Origin of the sequence: Brevibacterium metallidurans (genome assembly GCF_037101285.1) — a bacterium.
GTDB classification, from domain to species: Bacteria; Actinomycetota; Actinomycetes; order Actinomycetales; family Brevibacteriaceae; genus Brevibacterium; species Brevibacterium metallidurans.
In genome coordinates this window covers 85,223-110,896 of record NZ_BAAAAF010000009.1, presented here as the reverse complement: position 1 = coordinate 110,896, position 25,674 = coordinate 85,223, and the positions used below count along the sequence as shown (strand labels likewise).

Annotated in this window: 24 protein-coding genes and 1 tRNA gene; 20 read left to right on the top strand and 5 right to left on the bottom strand. The window is 68.7% G+C overall.

Going from position 1 to position 25,674, the window contains the following annotated elements:
* Positions 1–40 precede the first annotated feature (40 nt).
* Positions 41–1,006 (top strand): squalene cyclase, encoded by a 966-nt coding sequence (locus AACX88_RS12100; RefSeq protein ID WP_131248324.1) that lies wholly within the window; start codon positions 41–43, stop codon positions 1,004–1,006.
* Positions 1,007–1,033: 27 nt separating this feature from the next.
* Here AACX88_RS12100 and AACX88_RS12095 read toward each other — a convergent pair whose 3' ends face one another.
* Positions 1,034–1,552, bottom strand: coding sequence for a hypothetical protein (locus AACX88_RS12095; RefSeq protein ID WP_339393222.1), 519 nt, complete (start codon positions 1,550–1,552; stop codon positions 1,034–1,036).
* Positions 1,553–1,712: 160 nt separating this feature from the next.
* Here AACX88_RS12095 and AACX88_RS12090 point away from each other — a divergent pair, with 160 nt between their 5' ends.
* The 8 genes from AACX88_RS12090 to AACX88_RS12055 all read left to right on the top strand — a co-directional run bounded on the left by AACX88_RS12090 (position 1,713) and on the right by AACX88_RS12055 (position 9,956).
* The gene (locus tag AACX88_RS12090) at positions 1,713–2,462 is read left to right on the top strand and encodes a CbiX/SirB N-terminal domain-containing protein (RefSeq protein ID WP_131248323.1); all 750 of its coding nucleotides are present in this window, start codon (positions 1,713–1,715) and stop codon (positions 2,460–2,462) included.
* 155 nt (positions 2,463–2,617) lie between these two features.
* Positions 2,618–4,333 carry a nitrite/sulfite reductase gene (locus tag AACX88_RS12085; protein WP_131248322.1) on the top strand — a complete coding sequence of 572 codons (1,716 nt, stop codon included), beginning with the start codon at positions 2,618–2,620 and terminating at the stop codon, positions 4,331–4,333.
* Positions 4,330–5,148: a phosphoadenylyl-sulfate reductase gene (locus tag AACX88_RS12080; RefSeq protein ID WP_240941067.1), complete on the top strand. Its 819-nt coding sequence runs from the start codon at positions 4,330–4,332 to the stop codon at positions 5,146–5,148. The genes AACX88_RS12085 and AACX88_RS12080 overlap by 4 nt, the downstream gene beginning before the upstream one ends.
* Positions 5,145–6,053 carry a sulfate adenylyltransferase subunit CysD gene (gene cysD / locus AACX88_RS12075; RefSeq protein WP_009379100.1) on the top strand — a complete coding sequence of 303 codons (909 nt, stop codon included), beginning with the start codon at positions 5,145–5,147 and terminating at the stop codon, positions 6,051–6,053. The genes AACX88_RS12080 and cysD overlap by 4 nt, the downstream gene beginning before the upstream one ends.
* Entirely contained in the window at positions 6,053–7,372 is a 1,320-nt protein-coding gene (locus AACX88_RS12070) for a sulfate adenylyltransferase subunit 1 (RefSeq protein ID WP_063249196.1), read from the top strand. Before cysD ends, AACX88_RS12070 begins: the two co-directional genes overlap by 1 nt.
* Positions 7,369–8,160 carry a uroporphyrinogen-III C-methyltransferase gene (gene cobA / locus AACX88_RS12065; protein ID WP_095376722.1) on the top strand — a complete coding sequence of 264 codons (792 nt, stop codon included), beginning with the start codon at positions 7,369–7,371 and terminating at the stop codon, positions 8,158–8,160. The genes AACX88_RS12070 and cobA overlap by 4 nt, the downstream gene beginning before the upstream one ends.
* Positions 8,157–8,483, top strand: a complete 327-nt coding sequence (fdxA, locus tag AACX88_RS12060; protein WP_063249194.1) for a ferredoxin — start codon at positions 8,157–8,159, stop codon at positions 8,481–8,483. Before cobA ends, fdxA begins: the two co-directional genes overlap by 4 nt.
* A 72-nt stretch (positions 8,484–8,555) precedes the next feature.
* Positions 8,556–9,956, top strand: coding sequence for an FAD-dependent oxidoreductase (locus AACX88_RS12055; protein ID WP_095376721.1), 1,401 nt, complete (start codon positions 8,556–8,558; stop codon positions 9,954–9,956).
* A 4-nt stretch (positions 9,957–9,960) separates the two neighbouring features.
* Here the strand turns inward: AACX88_RS12055 and AACX88_RS12050 are convergent, their stop codons facing one another.
* From AACX88_RS12050 to AACX88_RS12040, 3 genes are all read right to left on the bottom strand, one after another.
* Positions 9,961–12,222: a response regulator transcription factor gene (locus AACX88_RS12050; RefSeq protein ID WP_255249015.1), complete on the bottom strand. Its 2,262-nt coding sequence runs from the start codon at positions 12,220–12,222 to the stop codon at positions 9,961–9,963.
* A gap of 290 nt (positions 12,223–12,512) precedes the next feature.
* Positions 12,513–13,856, bottom strand: a complete 1,344-nt coding sequence (locus tag AACX88_RS12045) for a serine hydrolase domain-containing protein (RefSeq protein WP_176472504.1) — start codon at positions 13,854–13,856, stop codon at positions 12,513–12,515.
* A gap of 41 nt (positions 13,857–13,897) precedes the next feature.
* Positions 13,898–15,745, bottom strand: a complete 1,848-nt coding sequence (locus tag AACX88_RS12040) for a biotin carboxylase (protein WP_223290041.1) — start codon at positions 15,743–15,745, stop codon at positions 13,898–13,900.
* Between the two features lie 10 nt (positions 15,746–15,755).
* Here AACX88_RS12040 and AACX88_RS12035 point away from each other — a divergent pair, with 10 nt between their 5' ends.
* From AACX88_RS12035 to AACX88_RS12020, 4 genes are all read left to right on the top strand, one after another.
* Positions 15,756–16,550 (top strand): hypothetical protein, encoded by a 795-nt coding sequence (locus AACX88_RS12035; RefSeq protein ID WP_167559722.1) that lies wholly within the window; start codon positions 15,756–15,758, stop codon positions 16,548–16,550.
* A 101-nt stretch (positions 16,551–16,651) separates the two neighbouring features.
* The gene (locus AACX88_RS12030; RefSeq protein ID WP_063249189.1) at positions 16,652–17,101 is read left to right on the top strand and encodes an FAS1-like dehydratase domain-containing protein; all 450 of its coding nucleotides are present in this window, start codon (positions 16,652–16,654) and stop codon (positions 17,099–17,101) included.
* Positions 17,098–17,541 (top strand): MaoC/PaaZ C-terminal domain-containing protein, encoded by a 444-nt coding sequence (locus AACX88_RS12025; protein ID WP_095376718.1) that lies wholly within the window; start codon positions 17,098–17,100, stop codon positions 17,539–17,541. The genes AACX88_RS12030 and AACX88_RS12025 overlap by 4 nt, the downstream gene beginning before the upstream one ends.
* The gene (locus AACX88_RS12020) at positions 17,538–18,611 is read left to right on the top strand and encodes a UDP-N-acetylmuramate dehydrogenase (RefSeq protein ID WP_095376717.1); all 1,074 of its coding nucleotides are present in this window, start codon (positions 17,538–17,540) and stop codon (positions 18,609–18,611) included. Before AACX88_RS12025 ends, AACX88_RS12020 begins: the two co-directional genes overlap by 4 nt.
* A gap of 29 nt (positions 18,612–18,640) precedes the next feature.
* Here the strand turns inward: AACX88_RS12020 and AACX88_RS12015 are convergent, their stop codons facing one another.
* Entirely contained in the window at positions 18,641–19,666 is a 1,026-nt protein-coding gene (locus AACX88_RS12015; RefSeq protein ID WP_162909035.1) for an adenosine deaminase, read from the bottom strand.
* A gap of 48 nt (positions 19,667–19,714) precedes the next feature.
* Here AACX88_RS12015 and AACX88_RS12010 point away from each other — a divergent pair, with 48 nt between their 5' ends.
* The 7 genes from AACX88_RS12010 to AACX88_RS11980 all read left to right on the top strand — a co-directional run bounded on the left by AACX88_RS12010 (position 19,715) and on the right by AACX88_RS11980 (position 25,629).
* Complete coding sequence (locus AACX88_RS12010) at positions 19,715–21,298, top strand: metallophosphoesterase family protein (RefSeq protein WP_339393219.1); 1,584 nt, start codon at positions 19,715–19,717, stop codon at positions 21,296–21,298.
* Between the two features lie 107 nt (positions 21,299–21,405).
* Positions 21,406–21,478: transfer RNA gene (locus AACX88_RS12005), tRNA-Trp, on the top strand.
* 101 nt (positions 21,479–21,579) lie between these two features.
* A complete protein-coding gene (gene secE / locus AACX88_RS12000; RefSeq protein ID WP_009379120.1) occupies positions 21,580–21,858 on the top strand; it encodes a preprotein translocase subunit SecE in 279 nt (92 codons plus the stop codon).
* A 90-nt stretch (positions 21,859–21,948) separates the two neighbouring features.
* Positions 21,949–22,746, top strand: a complete 798-nt coding sequence (gene nusG, locus AACX88_RS11995) for a transcription termination/antitermination protein NusG (RefSeq protein ID WP_009379122.1) — start codon at positions 21,949–21,951, stop codon at positions 22,744–22,746.
* A gap of 214 nt (positions 22,747–22,960) precedes the next feature.
* Entirely contained in the window at positions 22,961–23,398 is a 438-nt protein-coding gene (gene rplK, locus AACX88_RS11990) for a 50S ribosomal protein L11 (RefSeq protein WP_009379129.1), read from the top strand.
* 64 nt (positions 23,399–23,462) lie between these two features.
* Complete coding sequence (rplA, locus tag AACX88_RS11985; protein ID WP_009379130.1) at positions 23,463–24,158, top strand: 50S ribosomal protein L1; 696 nt, start codon at positions 23,463–23,465, stop codon at positions 24,156–24,158.
* Between the two features lie 199 nt (positions 24,159–24,357).
* Positions 24,358–25,629 (top strand): helix-turn-helix domain-containing protein, encoded by a 1,272-nt coding sequence (locus AACX88_RS11980; RefSeq protein WP_095376714.1) that lies wholly within the window; start codon positions 24,358–24,360, stop codon positions 25,627–25,629.
* The last annotated feature ends 45 nt before the right edge of the window (positions 25,630–25,674 follow it).

The window sequence follows — 25,674 nt, the reverse complement described above, 5'->3', positions numbered from 1 at the left end:
CCGGGTCCCGGCGCGCAGGCGCCTCGGCGGAGGATCGACGATGATCGCTGCGAACGTGACCGACTGGCTCCTCGACTCCGATCCGGCGCTGCGATGGCAGGTCGAGCGCGACCTCCTTGGCGCCGATGAGCAGACATGGCAGGCGACGAGGGCGCGGGTGCCCAGCGAGGGGTTCGGTGCCGAACTCCTCTCCCATCAGGACGCCGACGGCCAATGGGCAGGCGGCCCCTTCTTCCCCGCTGGATTCCGCGGTGAGGGCCCGCAGCCGTGGACGGCGACGACGTGGGCGCTCAAGGACCTCCGCGAATGGGGTGTCGATGCCGCGGTGCTCGCCGGGACCGCGGAGAAGCTCGAGCCCGTGCGCTGGGAGTACGAGGAGATGCCGTACTGGGGCGGTGAGGTCGACGTCTGCATCAACTCGTGGACGCTGTCGAAAGGCCTCTGGCTCGGTGCCGACGTCGACGGCATCGTCGAATGGTTCCTCGATCACCAGCTGACCGACGGCGGGTGGAACTGCGAATGGGTCAACGGTTCGACCCGGTCGTCCTTCCACTCGACGCTCAACGCCCTCGTCGGCCTCCTCGACTATCAGCAGCGTACGGGGGATTCCGCCCGAGTCGCCGACGCACGCGCGGCGGGGGAGGAGTACCTGCTGGTCAGGAGCCTCTTCAAGCGAGCGTCGAACGGCGAGCCGTACTCGATGAACGCGTTCAGTCTGGCGCATCCGCGACGGGCCTACTACAGCATCCTCGCCGCGGCCGACTACTTCCGCGATGCCGGCCTCACAGACGGCACCGCTCCCGACCCGCGCCTGGCCGAGGCGATCGAGCGCATCCGCGCGCAGCGACAGGACGATGGAACGTGGCTGCAGGGGCACCGCCTAGCCGGAGACGTGTGGGTCCACGTCGATGCCCCGACGGGAGAGCCGTCGAAATGGGTGACGGCGCAGGCGCTGCGGGTCCTCGACTGGTGGGATGCGGAGCGGACGCCGACCGGGTCCGCGTAGGTATCGGCCGGGCCCACAGGGTCCGCCTCAGAAATCGACGTCGTCCTTGTCGATGCCGGGGAACATCACCTCGTACTCGACCATGTTGTCCTTGTGGTCGATGAGTTCGATGGTTCCGAAATAGGTCATCTCCTCATCGACGACATTGCACGATTCGAACCCGGACCAGTCCGTCACCGTCATGTCCTGCTCGCACTTCGCCTCCTTGACCGACATATCGAACTTGTTCGCGAAGAGGTCGACGAGATCGGCTTCGAGGGAGGCGGCGGGAATCGTCCCGTTGCCGTCCTTGTCGATCTTCATCGCCTCATCGCTTGCCCACGAGGTGGTGCGGGCGGCATCGGCGAACGGGTCCTCCGAGGCGTCCGGCGAGGCAGACTCCTCGGTCGGCGTGGGACTCGGCGTCGGGGTCTCCGCCCCGATAGTCGAAACCTCGGGCGGCTGCTGTGCGTCAGAGGAGTCTCCGCCCATCCCGCATCCCGCCAGTGCCAGCGCCATCGCTGCCACCGCTGCCGCTCGTCGCCCTGCGCTGCGCATCACTCTCATCGTCCGTCTCCTCTGCTCGTCGGTGATCACCATCATCTCCCGCTCCGCACCCCACGGAGGACGGAATCGTGTGCGCGATCCGCGACGGCTGTTGCCGTCCTGGCACAGGAACGATGACGTCGCGTTGACCGCGCCTGCGCGGTCTTGGCACGATGAGGCGATGCAGCCTGTCCTCGGTCTCATCTCCCACGGCACGTCCTCTCCCGACGGTCAGGCCGTCATCTTGGCCCTCGCCGAGGCGGTCGCCGCCGACCTGCGCGAGCGCGGGATCACCGACACCCTCGCCCTCGGCCACGTCGACGTCCAGGCCCCCGACGTCGCCGAGGTGCTCGCGACCCTGCCCGCGGATCGCACCACCGTCCTCGTCCCCCTCCTCCTCTCACCGGGCTACCATGTCCACGTCGACCTCGCCGAGGCGGTCGCAGGCGCCGGCGGTCCCGCCCCGGACGGAATGGGCTCGGTTCCCGGCCGGCCTGTCCGCGACATCCGCGTCGCCGGGACCCTCGGTCCGGACCCTCGCCTCGCCGAACTCCTCGCGGCGAATCTGCCGGCCCTCGACGACGGCGACGAGGTCATTCTCGTCGCGGCCGGATCGAGCGACGAACGCGCCAACGACGCGTCCCGCGCCGTCGGAAACCTCCTCGCCGAGACCCTCGCGCGTCCTGTGCACACGACCTTCCTCGCCGGAGACCGCGACAACCTCCGCGACATTGTTGAGCAGAAGAGTCACCTCGGCCGTCGGCTCGTCGCCGCCAACTACCTCCTCGCGCCCGGCTACTTCGACGACCTCGCGGCCCGACTGCTCGCAACAGTCGGCGGTCGCCTCTCCGCACCGCTCCTCCACCCGTCGTCACCAGCCCCAAGACAGCTCGTCGACATCGTGCGCGACCGTATGGTCGCAGTCCTCTGAATCGACGTCAACCCCGTCCCTGCGATCCGTCATGCGGCGTCGCACAGCGTCATATGTCGAACAATGACGAGCTTATGCGAGCCTAATTTGTTGAGCAATCCTGTCGGTGTGTAGCGTGGCTGACCTAGCAATCGCACCAGCATGGGGAGATGGCAATGTCCACAGACGTGGAGCAGCGCGCCGCAGGCCGCGCAGACAGGGCCGCGACGCGACCGAAGAAGTCCAACGGGCAGTGGAAGATCGACGGCCGCGAACCGCTCAACGGCAACGAGGTGTTCAAAGCCGAGGACAACGGCCTCAACGTCCGTGCACGGATCGAAGAGGTCTACGCGAAGTCCGGGTTCGCGTCGATCGACCCCGATGACCTCCACGGCCGCTTCCGTTGGTGGGGCCTCTACACCCAGCGCAAGCCGGGCATCGACGGCGGGCGGACCGCCACCCTCGAGCCGCACGAGCTCGAGGACGAGTACTTCATGCTCCGCGTGCGCATTGACGGCGGCAGGCTCACGACCGAGCAGCTGCGCACGATCGCCGACATCTCCAACGACTTCGCCCGCGGCACTGCCGACCTCACTGACCGGCAGAACATCCAGCTCCACTGGATCGCGATCGAGGACGTCCCCGAGATCTGGCGACGACTCGAAGCCGTCGGGCTCCAGACAACCGAGGCCTGCGGTGACGTCCCCCGCGTCATCCTCGGCTCACCGGTCGCCGGCATCGCCGCCGATGAACTCATCGACCCGACCCCGGCGATCGAGGAGATCTCCCGCCGCTACATCGGGGATGAGAGCCTGGCGAATCTGCCGCGGAAGTACAAGACCGCGATCACCGGGCACCCCAGCCAGGACGTCGTCCACGAGATCAACGACTGCTCGTTCGTCGCCGTCGAGCATCCTGAGCACGGCATCGGCTACGACCTCTGGGTCGGCGGGGCACTGTCGACCGTTCCCCGCTTCGCCGAACGCCTCGGCGCCTGGGTCGCCCCCGACCAGGTCGTCGAGACCTGGCTGGGCGTGACAGAGATCTTCCGCGACTACGGCTACCGCCGCCTGCGCAACAAGGCCCGCCTGAAGTTCCTCATGGCCGAATGGGGTCCGGAGAAGTTCCGCGAGATCCTCGAGACCGAGTACCTCGGCTACCGCCTCGCCGACGGCCCGGCCCCCGCGAAGCCGCTGACCGAAGGGGACCATGTCGGCGTCCATCGCCAGGCCGATGGGAAGTACTACATCGGGGTCAGCCTCATCGCCGGCCGCGCCTCGGGAACCCTGCTCGGACAGATGGTCGACATCGCCGAGAAGTACGGCTCGACCCGGCTGCGGACGACCCCGCACCAGAAGATCCTCTTCCTCGACATCCCGGAGGAGGACATCGACGCGGTCGTCGCCGACCTCGACGCGGTCGGCCTCTCGAGCCGCAAGGACCTCTTCCGCCGGTCGACCATCGCATGCACGGGCATCGAATTCTGCAAACTCGCGATCGTCGAGACGAAGCAGACCGCCGCGGACACCATCGCGACCCTCGAAGCGCGCCTGGCCGAGATCGACCTGCCGCACCCGATCAGCCTCCACCTCAACGGCTGCCCGAACTCGTGCGCGCGCATCCAGACTGCCGACATCGGACTCAAGGGCCAGTTGGTGACCACCGACGACGGGGAGCAGAAGCCCGGGTTCCAGGTCCACGTCGGCGGGGGACTGGCCTCGAGCGACCGCGATGAGGCCGGCCTCGGCCGCACCGTGCGCGGCCTCAAGGTCACCGCGGACGATCTCAGCGACTACGTCGAGACCCTCGTGCGCCGCTTCCTCGCCGGCCGGTCCGAGACCGAGACGTTCTCCGAGTGGGCACACCGAGTCGACGATGAGGAGCTCGTATGACGAAGACCCAGCCCACTGACACCCAGCCCACTGACACCCAGACCGCCGGCACCCAGCCGACTGCGACCACCGAGGCCCAGCCGACGCCGCCTGCCAAGCGCTCCCTCGAGGAGCTGCGCGCCCTCGCCGAGGCGGGAGCCCGCGAGCTCGCCGGTGACCCCGAGAACGGGGTGCCCGAGGCGAGTCCGGCCGACGTCATCCGCTGGGTCTCGAAGCACGTCGACGTCCGCGCCGCCGCCGTGGCCTGCTCGATGGCCGATGCGGCGCTGCCGCACTACGTCGCGCAGTACCTGCCCGGCGTCGACGTGCTCTTCCTCGACACCGGCTACCACTTCCCGGAGACGTACGAGACCCGCAACGAGGTCGCCCGGACGATGGACGTGCGCATCGTCGACGTCCTCCCCGAACAGACCGTGGCCGAGCAGGACGCCGAATTCGGTGCCGAGCTCTTCGCCCGCGACCCGAGCCTCTGCTGCGCCCGCCGGAAGGTCGCGCCCCTGAAGAAGTCGCTGTCCGGCTACGAACTCTGGTTCACCGGGGTCCGCCGCGACGAGGCGCCGACACGGGCGAACACCCCGTTGGTGACCTTCGACGAGAAGAACGGCCTCATCAAGGTCAACCCCGTGGCCGCGTGGTCCTTCGACGACCTCCTCGACTACGCCGGCGCCTTCGGGGTCCCGGTCAACCCCCTCCTCAACCAGGGCTACCCGTCGATCGGGTGCCAGCCCTGCACACGCAGGGTCGCCCCCGGAGAGGATCCCCGGTCCGGGCGCTGGGCAGGTTTCTCCAAGACAGAATGCGGGCTGCACGTATGAGCATCGACACCACCACACCGACGACCCTCGACGTCCTCGAATCCGAGGCCATCCACATCATCCGCGAGGTCGCCGCCGAATTCGAGAAGCCGGTCCTCCTCTTCTCCGGCGGCAAGGACTCCGTGACCGTCCTCCACCTCGCGGCCAAGGCGTTCTGGCCGGCGAAGATCCCCTTCGGGCTCCTCCACGTCGACACCGGACACAACTTCCCGGAGATCCTGAACTACCGCGACCGCACGGCAGAGCGCTACGGGCTGAACCTCACGGTGGCCAAGGTCCAGGACTACATCGACGACGGGCGGCTGCGCGAACGCGCCGACGGCACCCGCAACACCCTGCAGACGCAGCCGCTCATCGACGCCATCGCCGCCGGAGGGTACGACGCCGTCTTCGGCGGGGCCCGCCGCGACGAGGACAAGGCGCGGGCGAAGGAGCGCATCATCTCCCTGCGCGACGAATTCGGCCAGTGGGACCCGAGCAACCAGCGCCCCGAGCTGTGGAACCTCTACAACGGCCGCCACGTCAGCGGTGAGCACGTGCGCGTGTTCCCGATCTCGAACTTCACCGAACTCGACGTGTGGACCTACATCGCCCGCGAAGGCATCGAACTCCCACCGCTCTACTTCGCCCACGACCGGGAGGTCTTCTCCCGCGACGGCATGTGGTGGGCGACCGGGGAGTTCTCCCAGCCGCGACCCGGCGAGGACGTCGTCACCCGGTCCGTGCGCTACCGCACGGTCGGGGACATGAGCTGCACCGGAGCGGTCGAATCGACCGCCGCCGACATCGCCTCCGTCGTCGCCGAGGTGGCGGTGACCACCGTGACCGAACGCGGCGCCACCCGCGCCGACGACAGGATCTCCGCCGCCGCCATGGAGGACCGGAAGAAGGACGGATACTTCTGATGACGACTGTTGCCCCCACGACCACGAAGACGCTGCTGCGGTTCGCCACCGCCGGCTCCGTCGACGACGGCAAATCGACCCTCGTCGGACGCCTCCTCCACGATGCGAAGGCGATCCTCGCCGACCAGCTTGCGGCCGTGACCGCGACGAGCGCCGAACGCGGCTTCGTCGGCGGCGAGTTCGACTTCGCCCTCCTCACCGACGGCCTCCGGGCCGAACGCGAACAGGGCATCACGATCGACGTCGCCTACCGGTACTTCGCCACCGACCGCCGCTCGTTCATCCTCGCCGACTGCCCCGGACACGTCCAGTACACCCGGAACATGGTCACCGGCGCGACGACCGCCGACGCCGTCGTCGTCCTCATCGACGCCCGCAACGGCGCGACCGAGCAGACCCGCCGCCACCTCACCGTCGTCCACCGCCTCGGCATCCGCCACGTCATCGTCGCGATCAACAAGATCGACCTCCTCGACTACGATGAGGCCGCCTTCGCCGAGGTGGCCCGTGAGGTCGGTGCGATCACCGAGGAGATCGGCCTCGAGGCACCCCACCTCATCCCCGTCTCCGCGCTCGCCGGGGACAACGTCGCTGCCGCCTCGGCGAACACCCCGTGGTACCAGGGTCCCTCCCTGCTCGAACTCCTCGAGACCCTGCCGAGCATCGAGGAGGACCAAGCCGACCTCGAGCCCTTCCGCCTCGACGTCCAGTCCGTGCTCCGCCCGCAGGGCGGACTCGCCCCGGGACTCGATCCCGAGGACTTCCGCGACTACCGGGCCGTGACCGGGCAGATCACGTCGGGACGGGTCCGCGTCGGCGACGAGATCGACGTCCACCCGGCCGGGATGCGCACGAGAGTGACCGGCATCGACACCGCCGACGGCCCGCTCGAATCCGCCGGAGCCCCGCTCTCGGTGGCGCTGCGGCTGGCCGACGACATCGACACCGCCCGCGGCAGCGTGCTCGCCGCCGCCGGCAGCCTGCCGCCTGTGCGCAAGACCCTGCGCGCCGAGGTCTTCCCCTTCACCGCCGCAGGCCTCCGCACCGGCGACCGAGTGCTCGTCAAGGCCGGGACGACGACCGTCAAGGGCATCATCGGCATCGAATCCCGTCGGAACCTGCTCACGAACGCATCGGAACCCGCCGAGGTGCTCGCCGGCAACGACATCGGCGTGGCCGAGGTGCGGCTGTCCGCGGCGCTCACCCTGCCCGACTTCCGCACCCACGGCCGTGCCGGAGGATTCATCGTCATCGACGAGCAGACCGGAGCGACCGTGGCCGCCGGCATCCACACCCCCGTCGAGGAGGACGAAGGATGAGCATCGACCGCTTCGCCCCCGGCAGCGTCCTCCTCGTCGGAGCGGGACCCGGGACGCTCGACCTGCTCACGGTTCGGGGACTGCGCGCGCTCGAGACCGCCGACGTCATCGTCGCCGACCGCCTCGGCGCCCGCACCGTCCTCGACGAACTCGCCGCCGAACGGGGAGAGCCGCTGGACGCGGAGATCATCGACGTCGGCAAGACCCCCGGACACCACCCGGTGCCGCAGCAGCGGATCAACGAGATCCTCGTCGAACAGGCCCGCGCCGGCCGCCGGGTCGTGCGCCTCAAGGGCGGGGACCCGTTCGTCTTCGGCCGCGGGGGTGAGGAGCTCGCCCACCTCCGGGAGGCGGGGATCGTCGCCCAGGTGGTCCCCGGCGTGACGAGCGCGAACTCGGTGCCCGCGGTGGCCGGGATCCCGCTCACCCACCGCAGCCTGGCTACGACGTACACCGTCGTCACCGGTCACGACCAGCTGAGCGACCTCGGCGGGGGACGCGACCACACCGTCGTCATCCTCATGGGCATCGGGACGCTCACCCACTCGGCGATGGTGCTCGCCCGCGGCGACCGCGGCGGCGACTGCCCCGTCGCGATCATCGAGGACGGCTACGGCGAGAACCAGCGGGTGACGGTCGGGACGCTGAACACGATCGCCTTCCAGGCCGCACACCGGGGTGTGCGCTCACCGGCCGTCGTCATCGTCGGCGACGTCGTCCGGCTCAGCCCGTACGCCGCCGGTGCCTTCGACCAGACCCACCGACCAGCCCTGACGAGGACCCCATGACCTACATCATCGCCCAGCCCTGCGTCGACGTGAAGGATCGGGCCTGCATCGAGGAATGCCCCGTCGACTGCATCTACGAAGGCGAACGCAGCCTCTACATCCATCCCGACGAATGCGTCGACTGCGGGGCATGCGAACCCGTGTGCCCTGTCGAGGCGATCTACTACGAAGACGACGTGCCCGAGCAGTGGGAGTCCTACTACACCGCCAACGTCGAGTTCTTCGAGACGATCGGCTCTCCGGGAGGTGCCGCCGGCTTCGGCGTGAGCACCTTCGACCACCCCATCATCGCGGCCTTGCCGCCGCAGAACACCGAGGAGTGAGGGCAACTCCCTCACGACCCCGACCCTGACCGGGCACACAGTCGATGTGCCCGACAACGACTGAGGAGAACCATGACCCGTCCTTTCCGTGTGGCTATTGTCGGTGCCGGTCCCGCTGGGATCTATGCGGCTGATCTGTTGACGAAGGCCGAGCGTGATTTCGAGGTCAGCATCGATCTCTTCGAGCGACTCCCCACCCCGTTCGGTCTGGTCCGCTACGGAGTGGCTCCGGATCACCCCAGGATCAAGGGCATCATCAACGCCCTGATCAAAGTCCTCGACCGGGGAGACATCCGCCTGTTCTCGAACGTCGACTACGGCACCGACATCACCTTGGACGAACTCACCGACCGGTACGATGCGGTGATCTTCTCCACCGGGTGCATCACAGATGCGCCGCTGAACATTCCCGGCGTCGACCTCGAGGGCTCGTTCGGGGCGGCGGACTTCGTCAACTGGTACGACTCGCACCCGGATGTCTCCCAGTCCTGGCCGCTCGAGGCCGAGTCCGTCGCGGTGATCGGAAACGGGAATGTGGCCCTGGACGTGGCCAGGGTGCTGGCGAAGCAAGCTGACGATATGCATGTCACGGAGATCCCCGACCATGTGTATGAGGGACTGAAAGCGTCGAAGGTCACTGATGTCCATGTGTTCGGCCGCAGGGGTCCGGCACAGGCGAAGTTCACCCCGCTCGAGCTGCGGGAGCTCGGGCTTGTGCCGGATGTCGACATCATCGTCTACCCGGAGGACTTCGAGTTCGATGAGGGGTCGATGGAGGCGATCGAGTCATCGAATCAGGTCAAGCAGGTCGCGAAGACGCTGACCGATTTCACGCTGCGTGAACCGACCGGTGCGAGCAGGCGTCTGCATCTGCATTTCCTCCATGCCCCGACCGAGATCCTCGGCGATGGGCAGGTCGAAGGTCTGCGCACCGAGCGTCAGGAGCTCGACGGGACGGGCAACGTCCGGGGGACGGGCGAGTTCGTGGACTGGCCGGTGCAGGCGGTCTACCGCGCCGTCGGCTATGCCGGCTCAGCACTGCCGCAGCTGCCCTTCGATCCGCGCCAGGGTGTCATCCCCAACCATGAGGGGCGTGTCGTCGACACCTTGGATCAGGCCGAAGCCCCGTCTGCTGATGTGGTGGCGGGTGTGTATGCGACCGGCTGGATCAAGCGTGGTCCGGTCGGCCTGATCGGGCATACGAAGGGTGATGCTCTGGAGACGATTGGGCATCTCATCGCCGATCGTGGTGCTGGTGTTCTTGCGGAACCGGTGTTTCCCGAGGAGTCGGCGATCGTCGACCTCCTCGAGTCCAAGGGTGTGGATTTCGTGGATTGGGAGGGGTACCACCGGGTCGAGGCTGCCGAGAAGGCCGCTGGCGAGGTTCGGGGTCGCGAGAGGGTGAAGATCGCCACCCGTGAGGGGATGCTCGCCGCCGCCCGCGATGCCGCGCGCGCCCAGTCCGTGAGCTGATCCTCTACGAGAAGTAGCCGTTGCGGTACCCGTACTCGACGGCGTCCCGGCGGTTGCGGACCCCGAGCTTGCGGTAGATCGCGGAGAGACGGTTCTTCACCGTGCCCTCGGCGAGGGAGAGATCGGCGGCGATTCGCGCGAGCGGCGTGGCCTTCTCGAGCCGGTAGAGCAGATCGAGCTCATGGGAGTCGAGCAGACGGTTCTCCACCCTGGCCTCCGACATCGTCACCGGCAGATCGAGGAGACGCGCCCGCAGCTGGGCTCCGGTGACCGGGGACATCGCGAACGTGTCCGCGATCCACTCCCACTGCGGGAAGTCGACGGTCATCTCGACGAAGTACGACCGGAGGTCGCTCGGCAGCAGCGCGAAGGGCAGGACCGAACCGGAGACGACACAGTAGTCGAGGGCGTTGCGCACGTCGGCCAGTGCCGCCGCCTCGCGGCCGCGGCGGACGAGGGCCGCGGCACGCAGTGCCAGGGCCGCGCCCTTCTCCCGCGGGTCGGTGCCGGTGATGAGCACCTGGGAGGTGAAGGAGTCGACGACGTCGTGCTGGCCGAGGGCGAAGGCGACACGGGCGCGGGAGAGACCGTGTTCCCGGTCGAGTCGGGACGCCTTCGACGCGAGCGCCTGCGCCTCCCGCAGCGCTCCAGTCGCCACGGAGAGCATCGTCGTCAACGAGAACGTCGACCCCATCACCTGCGGTTCATGACCGGCCATCGGGGACTCCGGGGCCAGCTCGTGCTCCTTGAGATAGAGCTCCGCATTGCCCGAGTACATCGCGTGCAGGGCCTCGCCGTAGCGGAAGACGCCGGATCCGCGATGGGCGGGGGAGAGGGTGCGCGCGAGCGCGATCGCCGCGGCGGAGGCGACGAGGTCGAGCTGGTCGAGGGCTCGGTGCAGGCGCGGGGTGTTGGCGATGTAGTCCGTCTGCAGGGTGTGGAATTCGAAGCGGGCCCGCAGCTCGTCGTAGCGGGAGAGCACCTGCTCGCTCTTCGGGCCGAAACCCGCAGCGATGTAGCCGACGGCTGCCACCGCGAGTGACGGGAGCAGAGGGAAGGGCTCGAAGGGGAGGATCGATTCGGCGATGACGACGGCGCGTTCGACGAGGTGCAGGCCTCGGCGGACGTCCCCGGTGCGAGCGAGATCGAGGCCGCGCTCCATGAGGAGGCGGGCATCGTAGAGGCGCGAGAGCGAGCCCGAGCCGGACTGCCGGGCGAAGATGAGCTCCATGCCCGCCTCGGCGGCGGCCACTGCGCCGTCGAGATCGCCGTGCTGCCGGCGGTCGCGCATGGTCCGCAGGGTCATCACCGCCACCTCGTCGGCGGTGAAGTCACCGTCGTCGAGGCGCGCCCTCTCCTGCTCGAGAGTGGGGACGTCGAGGCGGTCGAAGGTGACGAGCGGAAGGACCTCACGCGGGTCGGTCGATCCGGTGCGGTTGCTGATGTTCGCGATCTCTCGGGCCGCGCTCTGCGCTTCGGCGAGGACGAGCGACCCGCGGACGACGGAGGCGGGGACGGAGAGGATCGTGTGGACGGCGGCGACGAACTCCGGGTAGAAGACGTTGAAGCCCCGCTCCGACCACACCTCGGTGAGCAGAGACCACGCCCCGAGATCGCCGATGAGGGCGAGCAGCGCATCGGGACGCACCGTGCCGACGTCGAGGAGGGAGCGGTGGGACTCCTCGAGCTCGAGTCCGAGCGCCTGCCTCGGCGAGATCCGCCCCTCCGGGGGATTCGGACCGATCCTGCGGGCCACGGCACGGATGAGGCCCGGCATGACATAGCTGCCCGCGTGCTTCGGGCAGAGGCTGAGCACACCGGTGAAGACGAGTTGGGAGGTGAGCTCGTCGGCGCTTGGGACGGCGTCGTCGGGTGCCTCGCCGATGCGGGGGATCGCGCGATGGGCGAGCGCGATGAGGGGCGCCTCGATGGTCTCGACCTGCGCGACGAGGAGGAAGAGGCGCACGGCGGGGGACTCCCAGTCGAGGGAGTCCGCATCGAGGGAGAACGGGGCGAGCAGGGTGCTGTAGTCATCGGCGGCGACGGCGTCGAGCGCGACCCGTGCGCGCTGGGCGCCGCTGACGACGGTGCGGGCGAGGCTGATATGACCGGCGGTGAGGTCGAACAGCGTGCGGACGGTCTCCTCCGACAGCGTCCCAGCGGTCAGCCCGGCCGAGAACTCGGCGAGATCGTCGATCCGCTCACCGAGGATCGCGTCGAAGGGGCCGGGCTCGGGGGAGGAGTGCGTCGGGGGATGGGGGATCACCTGTGTGCCTTCGGTCGTGCGTGAGGCGAACCTCGGCGGAGGCGCCGCGGCTCACTGGCGCAGCTGGGGAACGCTGCAGCTCCTGGGTCGGAGCACTTTCCAAGGCTACATTCAGCCGGGGCGCGAATCTGCGCGGGAAGCGCCGGGATGACCCGTCGGTAACCTTCGATGACGTCGATGTGACTTCGGGGTCGCAATTGTCCGGCAGGAATCCCTGCCGCCGGGCGGCCGGGCCCGCCGCGGCGGATGGGTGGTCCGCAGCCCCCGGGGCACGAGGGCTGCGGCTGACCTCACCGCGCGGCGGGAGCGTCGACGTCGGGGCGGGCCACGGTCTTCGCGAGGGCGTCGAAGGCCCGGATCGTCGGGAAGAGCTTCCGCGCGTCCTGCGGCAGCCCCCAGCTGGAGAGCTTGACGCCGACGAAGGAGGCTCCGGGGTTGATGTAGATCATCTGCCCGTGGATGCCGAGCGCGAGGAAGGCGTGCGAGTCCGGGTACGGGAACCAGAACTGGTTGCGGTACATCCCGCCGGGCATCCGGTTGTCGCCGGGGCTGTCGGCGAATGCCTGCCTCGTGTCCTCGCTGCCGGTGAGCGTGTCGCCGATCCACGAGGTGGGGACGACCTGTTCGCCGGTGAGCGAGACGCCGCGATTCGAGTAGAGGTAGCCGAAGCGTGCGAGATCGCGCAGGGTGGCATTGATGCCGCCGTCGAACATTCCGACGCCGAACTGGTCGGTGGCGATGAGGGCGTCGCGTTCGGCACCGATGCGCGACCACAGCACCCGCGACATGAGCGTCTGCATGCTCTCACCGGCGACCTTCTCGCACACCCAGCCGAGCACGTCGGTCTCGCACGAGCGGTACTCGAACGGTCCGCCGTGCGGGGCCTTCTGCTCAAGCGTGCGCAGGTAGGCGTACATGCCCACCGCCTCGGGGGAGGGCTCCTCCTCCGACCAGCCGATGGCCCGCTCGATCTGCCGGACCTCGGACTCCGGGTCGAGGTAGTTCTCGGAGAACCGGATGCCCGAGCGCATGTCGAGGATGTCGCGCACCGTCGCTCCTGCATACCCGGACTCTGCGAGCTCGGGGACGTAGTCGGTGACGAGTCGGCTCGTCTCGATCTCCCCGGCGCCGACGAGGACCCCGGCGACCGTGCCCACCAGCGACTTGCTCACCGACATGAGGAGATGCTCGGTCTCCGGCCGCATCGCGCCGAAGTACTCCTCGGTGAGCACGGTTCCCTGGTGGAGGACCATCCACGCGTCCGTGTCGCTGGACTCGATGACGCTGCGGACGCTGCGGGCCGCAGAGTATTCCGTCTCCGGGATCTCGATCCCGCCGAGATCCCGGAGGTCGACGGGGAACTGCGCGACCGGGCCGTCTCCGCGGGAGATCGGCGTCGTCGGCAGCACCTCGTCGACGTGCTGGAACGACCAGCGCACATGCTCGGCGTCCTGCCAGTTGTCCTTGTCGACGCCCTCACCGGAGTCGACCGGGGTCGGCTCGGCGTGGGGGGCGAGCGACTCAGCGGGGTCGGTCGGGGCGACGACCGCCTCGGCGGAGGGACCGGCAGGAGCCGACCCTTCCGCCGCGAGGGCAGGGTCGGGCAGGGTCGGATCCGAAGACGCTTCGGTCACACTTCACCTCTCGATCTGTGCAGGGGTTGAGGACGAGACTATCAGTCGCCCTTCGCCCCCGGTCCGCCGATCGTCGGCGCGGGATCCTCCGCGGCAACGGGAACTCCGGCGTACATCGCACGGATCGAGTCGATGAAGTGCTTGGCACGGATGCTCAGGGACTTCTTGCCGTCGGCATCGACCTGGAGCGGGTTCTTCGTCACGAGGACACCGAGGTCGGCGCCCTTCCACCGGTACTCGCCGGCTCCGTAGATGCGGAGGAAGAAGACCTCGCTGCCGTTCTGCAGAGGATGCCAGTCGAGTGCTGCCCGCTTGTACGTCAGCGTCCCGTACTGGTCGAGGAAGTACTGTCCGGTCAGCGGCGAGTGCGTGATGTACTCGGTGATCGGCGCGGTCTCCTTGATGACCATCTGGCTCCACTCGTCGGCTCCGGAGAGCTCCTCCCACCGTTCGTTTATCTCGTCGACGTCGAGGTCGAACTCGACGTCGAGGTACTCGAGGAGGTGGAAGAGGAAGAGCGGAACGTCGGCGTAGGCTCCCGCGGTGACGTTGGTGATCGCCGAGGCTCCGGAGATCCGGGGGTTGAGCTCGCCGAGGTAGACGTCGTTGGTGTCGAGATCGACGAGGACGTCGACCTCGAAGAATCCGCGGTAGCCGCGCTTGCGCAGGCCTTCGCCCATCCGGCGGACGAGCTCGCGGGCCCGTCCGCGCTGGTCGGCGGTGAGGACATCGGGCGTCATCTCGTTGCCGCACCAGCCGCCCTTGTAGGGGGTGAGCTCGGGGAATCCGGCAAGTTCGGTGAGGAACGGGCCGACGACGACGCCGCTGCTCGTGATCACGGCCTCGACCGCCACAGGCGTGTTGTTGATCCGCTTCATCACCTTGAGCTGCTCGCCGATGATGTCGTCCCGGTGCTTGTCCCATTCCTCCTCGGAGGCGATGAAGAACGTCGTCTTGCCCGAGTCGCCGTAGGGGGTCTGCACGACGAGGTCGGTGCCGAGACCGGCCTCCGTCGACGCCTTCGTCAGCTCCTCGTACGTGTCGGCCGTCGTGAGGACGTTGGGCACCGAGTAGGCACCGGCTTCGTTGCCGAGCTTCGTCGTCTCGATCTTCGAATCCAGCTGGTTGCGCAGCTTCGCCGAGGGGAGGATGAGGTCGTAGCCGAGCTCCCTGCAGATCCGTTCGGTCTCCTCGTCGAAGAAGACCATGGCGACCTTCGGGCGCTCGCCGTGGGGGACGTTGCGGGTCATGTGCGCGCGGACCTCGGCGTTGAGCAGGAGCCAGTTGTTGATCGCCTCCCCTGATTCGAACTCGACGAACGGCTTGTAGCGGGGCGAGAACACGCGCGGGTGTCCCCCGTCCCAGCCGTCGTAGTACGTGATGTAGGAGAAGTTGCGGACCCAGCGGTCGAGACCGAGGAGGTTGAACGGGGTGGCGCCGATGAAGTAGATCGGCGTCTGGTTCGTACGGAAGAAGTGGCGGACCTCGGAGATGTTGCGCAGCGGGCGGCGCAGCTGGGCGCGGTCGGCCTCCTTTCCGGCGTAGGCGGCGTCGGTGCCGACGTGGACCTCGGCCTCGGCGGGGTCGGTGAGTCCGGGCTCGACGGGAGCGAGGGGCTCGACCGGGGCTACAGCGGGTGCGGTCACCGGGGCTGCGGGTGCCGCGGCCGGGGCGGCCACCGATGCGGCGGCCACTCCGGCGGCTGGTGCCGGCGCGGGTGCGACGGGGGTGCCGGGAGCCGGCGGAAGGGCCGGTTCGACCGGGGCGGCCGGTGCGGGTGCCGCAGCGGCGGCCGGGGGAGCTGCGGCTGCCGGTGCTGCGGCTGCGGGTGCCGCAGCGGTGGCGGGGTCGGTCGCTGCCGCAGCGGGCACGGCGACTCCGTCTTTCACCGCCCGTCGCTTGGCCTCCGGAGCGGCGGTCGCGGTCGACTTCGCCGCCGGAGCCTTCGCGGCCGTCGACTTCGTCGTGGCAGTCTTTGTCGCGGCAGTCTTCTTCGCTGCGGGAGCCTTCGTCGTCGAGGGAGCCTTGGCGGCCGTGGACTTCGTCGTAGTCGATTTCGTCGTCGTCGACTTCCTCGCCGCGGGCGTCTTCGCTGCCGAGGACTTCTGCGTCGAGGACGTGCTCGCGGCGGACTTCGTCGTCGCGCCCGTGGTCGGCTTCGCCGCCGTGCTCGCGGCAGCCGGCGTCGTCGACGACGACTTCGCCGGTGAGGACGAGTTCGTCTTCGCCGCGCCGCTCCTGCCGCCGGACGTGCTCGTGCTCGCCGGTGAACTCTTCGCCGTCGAGGCGCTCTTCGCGGCCCCCGACTTCGCCGTCGAGGACGTCTTCTTCGCCGTCGAACTCACCTTCGTCGTCGCCGTCTTCGTCGTGGGCTTCTTCGCGGCGGCCGATGTCGCCGTCGCCGTCTTCGCCGCAGGCTTCTTCGTCGCTGACGTCTTCGCAGCCGATGCGGGCGACTTCGCGGAGGTCGAGCCTCCGGACTCCTTGTTGCCGCGGGGGGTGGCGGACGATGAGCTCGAGGGGTGGTTCGTCATTGCAGTGCTCCTTAGGGAAACGCCCGACGCCGGGATTTCGTCGGCTCTGCCGAGGCTTCGGGTGACGCCTACAGCAGATGTGATGGGGACAACTTATCTCAGTTTTCGACGCCTGAGGTCGATGGTGCACCGATTGAGTGAATGGGAAGCGAAATCGTGACCACGGGAGAGGGTTCCTTGACCGAAGTCGCCGATTCCGCGTGCCCGGGTCGGTGAAGTTAGGCTGGGGCGAGTACCGACCTTTGTCGAAAGAGAGCAGACATGCCGGTGAATGCCGACAAGCAGGGAACCTCGTACACCCTGCCGCGTCCCTACGACGTCTCCCGTGAGGCGATCGCCGAGTTCGCCCGCGCGACGAACGCGACGGCCGACTACCACTTCGACCCCGCCGCGGCTGAGGCCCTGGGGTACAGGGACGTCATCGCCCCGACGACGTTCGCCGTGATCATCGCGCAGCGCAGCGAGGCCGCCTACATCTCCGACCCCGACTCCGGCATCGACTTCTCGAAGGTCGTCCACGGCTCGGAGCAGTTCAGCTTCGCCCGCTCGATCGTCGCGGGCGACAGCCTGCGTGCGACGACCCACGTCGACGGCGTCCGTGCCGCCGGCGACAACGCCATGATCACCACCCGCACCGAGATCACCGACGCCGCCGACCAGCCGGTGGTCACGGTGACCTCGACCATCGTCGTGAGAGGAGACGGAGAATGAGTCTCGTCGACCTGTCCCAGCTGAAAATCGGCGACGTCGTCGTCGAGACCGAGATCCCGCTCTCACGCGCCTCGCTCATCGACTACGCCGCCGCGTCGGGCGACCACAACCCCATCCACTGGTCGGAGCGCTTCGCGCAGGAGGTGGGCCTTGAGGGCGTCATCGCCCACGGCATGCTCTCGATGGCCGTCGTCGTCTCCCCGATCGCCGAATGGCTCGGCGACCCGGGGGCCATCGTCGACTATCGCACCCGGTTCTCCGCCCCCGTCCTCGTCCCCGACGCAGAGTCGGGTCCGCCGTCGACGCCGACCACTGCGCTCACCCTCACGGCGAAGGTCGGCGCCGTCGACCCGGCCGTCGGCACCCTGCGCATCGACGCCACCGTCACCGCCGGCGGCAACGACGTGCTCAGCCGCACTCAGATCCGGGTCGGACGGTGAACCTCTCCGAGCTCACGACGTTCCACCTCGGCGGGCCAGCCCCGGACCTCACGGTCGCAGGCTCCCGGGAGGAGCTGCTCGCGTTCGCCGCTGACAATGCCCTCGACCCGAGCGCACCCCGGATGCCCGGCATCCTCCTCGTCGGCGGCGGATCGAATCTCCTCATCGCCGATGCGGGCTTCGCCGGTCCCGTCGGCGTCGTCGCGACGAAGGGCGTTGAGACCACGGAGCTCTCCGACACCCATGCCCAGGTGACCGCCGAGGCGGGGGAGGACTGGGACGACTTCGTCGCCGGCACGCTCGCGCAGGGTCTCACCGGGCTCGAGGCCCTCTCCGGGATCCCCGGATCGGTCGGGGCCACCCCGATCCAGAACGTCGGGGCCTACGGGACCGAGGTCGCCGAGCTCATCACCTCCGTCGAGGTCTACGACCGCGTCGCCGGGCAGATCCGTTCGCTGAGCGCCGCAGAGCTCGAGTTCGGATACCGCACCTCACTGCTCAAACGCGCCCAGCAGGCCGCGGGCACCCCCGCCCACATCGTCCTCTCGGTGACGTTCACCCTGCAGCGCGGACCGGGTTCTCTGCCGGTGCGCTACGCCCAGCTCGCCTCGGCGCTCGGGGTCGGGATCGGCGAGAGCGTTCCGGCCGCCGACGTCCGCGACGCCGTGCTCGCGCTGCGCCGGTCGAAGGGCATGGTGCTCGACCCGGAGGACCATGACACGTGGTCGGCAGGGTCGTTCTTCACCAACCCGATCGTCGACGCGGAGGCCGCGCTGCCCGCGGAGGCTCCGCGCTTCCCGGTCACCGATCCCCTCAGCGGGGCACCGATCCCCGGGCTGACGAAGACCTCGGCCGCCTGGCTCATCGAGCGCGCCGGGTTCGACAGGGGCTTCGCCCTGCCGGGCGCTCGTGCGAGCCTGTCGACGAAGCACACGCTGGCCCTGACCAACCGCGGCGGGGCGACGACTGCCGACGTCCTCGACCTCGCCCGAACCGTCGTCGCCGGAGTCGAGGAGCGGTTCGGGATCGTCCTCGAGCCCGAACCCACCTTCGTCGGCGCGAGCCTGTAGGCCTGGGCCCGGGGCCGGAACCCGGCCCCTCAGGCCGTCGTCCGGTCCTCCAGCCACGCGTCGATGTCGGCTTGGGCGGCCTCGCGCACGGACTCGGGGGCGGCCGAGATCGCGAACGAGTCACGGGCCAGGCCGGCGAGGTCGGCCGGCGTGAGGCCCAGTTGCTCGGCGAACCGGTACTGGTCGACGAGTCGGGTGTGGAAGATGAGCGGATCGTCGGCGCCGAGGGCGACCTTCGCACCCGCATCGAGAAGCGTCCGCAGCGGCACCTCATCGATGTCGGGGTAGACGCCGAGGGAGACGTTCGACCCCGGACACACCTCGAAGCCGACACCTGCCTCGACGATCTCGCCCAGCAGCTGCGGATCCTCACCGGCCCGGATCCCATGCCCGAGGCGGTCGGGGGAGAGGTCGCGGACGACCGAGCGGATGTGCTCGGGACCGAGCAGCTCCCCGCCGTGCGGGACCGAGAGCAGCCCGGCGCGGCGGGCGATGTCGAAGGCCCGGGCGAACTCCGCGGTCTCACCTCGGCGCTCGTCGTTGGACAGTCCGAAGCCGATGACGGTGCCCGGACCCTCACCGGCGTGGTGGGCGGCGAGACGGGCGAGCATCCGCGCATCGAGGGGGTGCCGCGTGCGGGAGGCGGCGACGATGATCGCCATCCCGAAATCGTCGTCGCTGGCCTTCGCCGCCTCGTCGAGGATGATCTCCAGGGCCGGGGTGATGCCGCCGACGAACGGGGCATACGAGGTCGGGTCGACCTGGAGCTCGAGCCAGCGGGACCCCTCGGCCCGGTCGGCTGCCGCCGCCTCACGGACGAGCCGGCGCATGATGTCCTCCCCGCGGACGACGCCGCGGGCCATGTCGTAGAGGCGTTGGAAGCGGAACCAGCCGCGCTCGTCGGGGCTCAGTCCCGTGACCTTGTCGGCGAAGAGCTGATCGGACAGGCTCACGCCCGCCTCGGCGGCGAGGTCCTGCAGGGTGTCGGCCGACATCGAACCGGTGAAGTGCAGGTGCAGGTGTGCCTTGGGCAGGGACACGAGAGGGTCCGTCATCTGCCCAAGGATAGTCCGACGACCAGGGCGCATCCCTAGAATGGGTCCGTGTCGTCACCCCGTCTCCTCCTCCTGCTCCTCGTCCTCACCGTCGTCACCCTGCCCTGGGCGCTCTTCACCGCCCGTGCCGATCTGAGCTTCGGCCCCCATGAGGCGCAGTACCGCGTCACCGCCGATTCGCGGCTCACCCTCGACTTCGGGCCGCTGGGCACCCTCCTCGTCCCTGCCGGGGACTATCTGCCGCTCGGACTGGGGGTGAGCGTCGACATCGGGGAGATCCCCGTCTCCGGTGCCGCCGAGGACACGACCTCGGCCTCCGGCGGTGCCGCCGACAGCGGTGGAGGGACGATCGACGCCCTCGGTGGGGACATCGCCTCCTATGCCTCGCTCTTCTCCGCCCCGCAGGTCCAGATCGACCTCATCGTCGAGGGCCTGACGCGGGAGATCCTCATCCGCTGGGCGCTCGCGGTGTGTCTGCTCGCCGGAGCCGTCGTCGGCGGCATCCACCTGCTCGGGCCGGCACGGATCGCCGCGCTGCGGCAGGGACTGGCGAGCCGGGAGCTCACGGCGATCGGTGCGGTCGTCGTCCTGCTCCTCTCCGGGGTGAGCGCGATCGCGCTCCCCCGTCCGGAACCGCTGCGGCCGGACCCGGCGTTCGCGGGGACCCCGCTGGCCGGATCGCAGGTGACCGGCCGCCTCGGCGGGATCATCGACCAGGCGTTCACCGCGGTCAGGGACTTCTCCGAGGATAACGACGCCTTCTACGACGCCGTCCTCGCCGGCCTTCGCGGAGCGTGGAGCGAACGCCCCCTCAGCGGCGACTGGACCTCGCAGGGCATGGTGCCCCCGCCGGCAGGGAAGGCCGGCGTCTCGACCTTCGTGCTCAGCTCCGACGTCCACTGCAACATCGGCATGGCTCGCGTGGTCGGTGCGGTCACCCGGCTGAGCGGGGCCGACGCACTCATCGACGCCGGCGATGTGACGATGACGGGGACCTCGGCCGAGAACTACTGCATCGACGTCCTCGGCGACGAACTGCCCGAGGGACTGCCGCGGATGTTCGTCAAGGGCAACCACGACTCGCAGGAGACCGCCCGCCATGCCCGGCGCAGCGGGTGGACGGTCCTCGATGACTCCACGGCGGAGCTCGCGGGCGTGCGCTTCTTCGGCGGTCCCGATCCTCGCCGGACGGTGTTCGGCTCCGGACCCCAGCTCGAGACCGAGCTCACCGCCGACGAATACGCGGCCCGGCTGCGCGACGAGGCGTGCACGGCGGACTTCGACGTCATGCTCGTCCACGACCCCAGGATCGTCCAACCGGCCCTCGACTCCGGGTGCGCGGACTACGCCCTGAGCGGACACTGGCACCGCACTGTCGGACCCGAGGCCTTCGGTCGGGGAGTGCGATACGTGAGTTCGACGACAGGCGGAGCGCTCGCGAACGCGCTCACCCCGGGTCCCTTGAAGATGGATGCCACGGTGAGCATCATCCGCGTCGACAACCGGACGAAGAGACCCATCGACCTCCAGATCATCACTGTCTCCCCAGGTGAGGAGGTCAGCATCGGTCCGTGGGTGCGTTTCCCCGAGCCGCAGCCCCTCGTCGCCGATCCCGTCGAACCGAGTGAGTAGGGGGCCACGGCACACGCGGACTGCGCTCGGTTCGACGGATCGCGGTGGGAGACGGTATGCTCGTTTCTCGTGGTTGGACACCCCCTCAGCTGGGGGAGTCGAATCGAAGGGGTGTGGCGCAATTGGTAGCGCAACGGTCTCCAAAACCGTAGGTTGCAGGTTCGAGTCCTGTCACCCCTGCGCAGTCGAAGCCTGCCGCGGCGATCACCGCCGGACAGAGCGCAGACTGACTGGCTGAGGCAGTTGAGCAGTCCCAAAGGATTCCGACCGAGTGAGGATGTGTGAGCGACACACCGGCAAAGAAGACAGGAAACGCGTCTGAGAACGCCTCCCGTCGCAAGCAGCTCGGATTCTTCGGACGGATCATCCAGTTCCTCCGCGAAGTCGTGGCGGAGCTGAAGAAGGTCGTCACCCCGACCCGCAAGCAGCTGGTCAACTACACACTCGTCGTGCTGGGGTTCATCCTCGTCATGATGGTCATCGTCACGGTCCTCGACCTCGTGTTCGGCAAGCTCGTCGGATTCGTCTTCGGCGGAACTCCGCTCTGGCCACTGTGGTGAGTCGCCCTGTGCGGCGATAACCTGGATACAAACAGCACATCCTTCGGACACGCAAGCCGTCCGACTACACGCGAAGCGAGGAATTGATCGGTGTCGGATACCAGTTCACCCGAACAGGACGCCCCTGAGACTGAGGTCGACGCGCCTGAGACCGAGACGGTCGAGGAGTCGACGACCGAGGCGACCGCCGACGTCGACGCGACCGCTGCCGATGAGGCACCGGCCGAGGACTCCGCCGCTGACGATTCCGCCGAGTCCGGCGACGACGTCGACCCCGCCGAGGAGTTCAAGGCCGAGCTGCGGATGCAGGAGGGCGACTGGTACGTCATCCACTCCTACGCCGGCTACGAGAACCGCGTGAAGCAGAACCTTGAGAACCGCGCCGTGAGCCTCAACCTCGAGGACTTCATCTTCGAGTCGCAGGTCCCCATGGAGGACGTCGTCGAGATCAAGAACGGTCAGCGCAAGCAGGTCCGCCGTGTGCGCGTGCCCGGCTACGTGCTCGTCCGGATGGAGCTCACCGACGAGTCGTGGGGCGCCGTGCGCCACACCCCGGGTGTGACCGGCTTCGTCGGCAACGCCTACGACCCGGTCCCGCTCTCGATCGACGAGGTCTTCACGATGCTCGCTCCCGTCTTCGAGGAGCGCCAGGCCGAAGCCGCTGCCGCTGAGGGCGTGGCCGCCGAGGCTGCGGCGAAGTCCGCCCCCATCACCGAGGTGGAGTTCGAGGTCGGCGAATCCGTCCTCGTCAAGGAGGGCTCGTTCGAAGGCCACCCCGCCACGATCCAGGAGATCCGTCCGGACTCCCAGAAGCTCACCGTGCTGCTGTCGATCTTCGAGCGCGACGTTCCCGTCGAGCTCGGCTTCGACCAGGTCTCGAAGCTCTGACCCGACCAGCGCACACCATCGCAGGGGCCCGGTTCCGACCGGGCCCCTGACGCGTTCTTCCACCCTGTGTTCCCGCTCACAACCATTTGCCCGAAGCCGGGCGAGCGTGGAATGATGGTGTGGTTTGATTGTCGGCCCTGTATCGGCAGGTCGGCATCGGATGATGCGCCGCGTTCTCTCGGCGCATGGACACTCTCAAGATTAAGGACCGCACATGCCTCCCAAGAAAAAGGTAGCCGGCCTCGTCAAGCTCCAGATTCAGGCAGGTGCCGCCAACCCGGCGCCTCCGATCGGTCCGGCGCTTGCCCAGCACGGCGTCAACATCATGGAATTCACGAAGGCGTACAACGCTGCGACTGAATCCCAGCGCGGGAACATCGTTCCCGTCGAGATCACGGTCTACGAAGACCGTTCGTTCACCTTCGTCCTCAAGACCCCGCCGGCCGCGGAACTCATCAAGAAGGCCGCCGGCGTGAAGTCGGGTTCGGCGACCCCGCACACCGTCAAGGTCGCGCACCTCAGCGCCGACCAGGTCCGCGAGATCTCCACGACGAAGATGCCCGATCTCAACGCCAACGACCTCGACATGGCCGATCGCATCATCGCGGGCACCGCTCGTTCGATGGGCATCACCACCGACATCGAGGTCTGAGACCAGACATCCCACTGTGGCAGGGCGGACGCAGCCCCGACCACGACTGCAAGGAGAGAAGCAGATGGCAAAGCGCTCGAAGGCCTACCAGGCCGCGGCTGAGAAGATCGCCGCAGATGTGAAGTACGAACCGGCTCAGGCGATCGACCTGGCCAAGGAGACCTCGGTGGCGAAGTACGACGCCACCGTCGAGGTCGCCCTCCGCCTCGGGGTCGACCCCCGCAAGGCGGACCAGATGGTGCGCGGCACCGTCAACCTCCCGCACGGCACCGGCAAGACCGCCCGGGTCCTGGTGTTCGCCGCCGGCGACCGTGCAGAGGCAGCCCGCGAAGCAGGTGCCGACTACGTCGGTTCCGATGACCTGCTGGAGAAGGTGGCCGACGGCTTCACCGACTTCGACGCAGCGGTTGCGACCCCCGACATGATGGGCAAGGTCGGACGTCTGGGCAAGGTGCTCGGTCCCCGCGGCCTCATGCCGAACCCGAAGACCGGCACGGTGACCATGGACGTCGCCAAGGCCGTGTCCGACATCAAGGGCGGAAAGATCGAATTCCGCGTCGACAAGCACTCGAACCTCCACTTCATCATCGGCAAGGCCTCGTTCTCCGAGCAGGCCCTGCAGGAGAACTTCGATGCTGCGATCGAGGAGATCCTCCGCCTCAAGCCGTCCTCCTCGAAGGGCCGCTACATCACGAAGGCGACGATCACGACCTCGAACGGTCCCGGCATCCCGGTCGACGCAGCCGCGCTGCGCGCCTGATTCCGACCGTGGAGTGATCCGCGCCTGAAGGGCGGGAAGTGAGTCTCTCACTTCCCGCCCTTCGTCGCATCTGCGCCTCTTCGCCTCCCACGGGTCCTCACGTGCGCCGGTGACCTTGCTCACGTTCGTCGCAGCCGATAGATTGGGATGACCCCAGTGACCTGCATGACGACCGCCGACGGAGGTGGAGCGGACTGCGATGAGCACGACACCGCTGCTGCACGACGACTATCAGCTCATCGTGCGTCGGGCCCACAGCGACCTCGCCGCACCCAACCCTGAGCGGCGCGGCGTCCCCGGGGTGCGATCGACGGTCCTCGAGTCCTGGACCCGTTCCCTCGATCGACTCCGCGACCCGTCCGGCGTCCGTGCCCGGGTGGCCTATGAGGACGCTCAGCTCGCCGAGGTGCGCCGCCGTCATCCCTTCCACTCGATCATGCCGCTGCTGCGCTCCCACCTCATCGAACCGGCCACCGGCGCGGGCCTCCTCGTCGCCCTCGGCGATGAGCAGGGATGTCTGCTCTGGGTCGAAGGGGAGCGGTCTGTGCGCGAGCGTGCAGAGTCGATGGGCTTCGTCCCCGGCTCCGACTGGTCCGAGGATGCGATGGGCACCTCGGCACCGGGTCTCGCCCTCCAGTCGCGGTCGGCCGTCCAGATCAGCCAGGCCGAGCACTTCGCCAGCGACGTCCACGCGTGGAGCTGCAGCGCGGTGCCCGTCACCCATCCCGGCACCGGCGAGGTCATCGGCATCATCGACGTCACCGGGGGAGACGATGCCGTGTCCTCGATCGTCCTGCCCCTGCTCGGGTCGACCGCTCAGGCCGCCGCCGCAGGCCTCTCCCGGCTCTACCGCGCCGATGCCGCCGAGGCGGGGGACCGGGACTCCGCCGCCCGCGTTTGCCTCGCGGTCAGCGGTTCGGCTCCCGCCCTGACCGGGCCCGACGGCGCGCGCATCGAACTCTCGAAGCGCCACGCCGAACTCCTCCTCCTGCTCCACCGCAGCCCTGCCGGGCTGACCAATGCCGAACTCGCCGATCGGCTCTGGCCGACCGGAGGCAGCGACGTCACCGTGCGCGCGGAGATTGCGCGCCTGCGCAAGACGATCTCCGCCCTCAGCGACCTCGAGGTGGCCGGACGGCCCTACCGCCTGGTCGGCGATCTCGACAGCGACGTCGACACCGCCCATCGGGCCCTGGGCCAGGGCGACGTCGAGACCGCACTCGAGGCCTACCGCGGCCGGGTGCTTCCCGACTCCGACGCCCCCGGGGTGCGGGAGATCAGCGGCGAGCTCGAGGCGCTGCTGCGCGAGACCCTGCTCCAGGACGGGACCTGGCAGCAGCTGTGGCGCTTCGCCAGGCTGCCGGAGAACCAGTCCGACACCGAGGTGCTCATGGCCGTCCTCCGGCTCGCCCCGCCCGACGCCCCCGAGCGCACCGCCGCACTCGTCCGTCTCGAGGCGCTCGGCAGCTGAGGTCCCGCCTCGGCGATGCAACGCTCATGCAACGTTGCCCTCTGT

Bases quoted from the DNA above. Each gene is read 5' to 3' on its own strand.
- cobA (WP_095376722.1), top strand. From the start codon at position 7,369: ATGAGCATCGACCGCTTCGCCCCCGGCAGCGTCCTCCTCGTCGGAGCG.
- fdxA (WP_063249194.1), top strand. From the start codon at position 8,157: ATGACCTACATCATCGCCCAGCCCTGCGTCGACGTGAAGGATCGGGCC.
- AACX88_RS12090 (WP_131248323.1), top strand. From the start codon at position 1,713: ATGCAGCCTGTCCTCGGTCTCATCTCCCACGGCACGTCCTCTCCCGAC.
- AACX88_RS12095 (WP_339393222.1), bottom strand. From the start codon at position 1,552: ATGAGAGTGATGCGCAGCGCAGGGCGACGAGCGGCAGCGGTGGCAGCG.
- AACX88_RS12085 (WP_131248322.1), top strand. From the start codon at position 2,618: ATGTCCACAGACGTGGAGCAGCGCGCCGCAGGCCGCGCAGACAGGGCC.
- AACX88_RS12080 (WP_240941067.1), top strand. From the start codon at position 4,330: ATGACGAAGACCCAGCCCACTGACACCCAGCCCACTGACACCCAGACC.
- AACX88_RS11980 (WP_095376714.1), top strand. From the start codon at position 24,358: ATGAGCACGACACCGCTGCTGCACGACGACTATCAGCTCATCGTGCGT.
- cysD (WP_009379100.1), top strand. From the start codon at position 5,145: ATGAGCATCGACACCACCACACCGACGACCCTCGACGTCCTCGAATCC.
- AACX88_RS12055 (WP_095376721.1), top strand. From the start codon at position 8,556: ATGACCCGTCCTTTCCGTGTGGCTATTGTCGGTGCCGGTCCCGCTGGG.
- AACX88_RS12100 (WP_131248324.1), top strand. From the start codon at position 41: ATGATCGCTGCGAACGTGACCGACTGGCTCCTCGACTCCGATCCGGCG.
- AACX88_RS12070 (WP_063249196.1), top strand. From the start codon at position 6,053: ATGACGACTGTTGCCCCCACGACCACGAAGACGCTGCTGCGGTTCGCC.
- AACX88_RS12025 (WP_095376718.1), top strand. From the start codon at position 17,098: ATGAGTCTCGTCGACCTGTCCCAGCTGAAAATCGGCGACGTCGTCGTC.
- rplK (WP_009379129.1), top strand. From the start codon at position 22,961: ATGCCTCCCAAGAAAAAGGTAGCCGGCCTCGTCAAGCTCCAGATTCAG.
- rplA (WP_009379130.1), top strand. From the start codon at position 23,463: ATGGCAAAGCGCTCGAAGGCCTACCAGGCCGCGGCTGAGAAGATCGCC.
- AACX88_RS12015 (WP_162909035.1), bottom strand. From the start codon at position 19,666: ATGACGGACCCTCTCGTGTCCCTGCCCAAGGCACACCTGCACCTGCAC.
- AACX88_RS12030 (WP_063249189.1), top strand. From the start codon at position 16,652: ATGCCGGTGAATGCCGACAAGCAGGGAACCTCGTACACCCTGCCGCGT.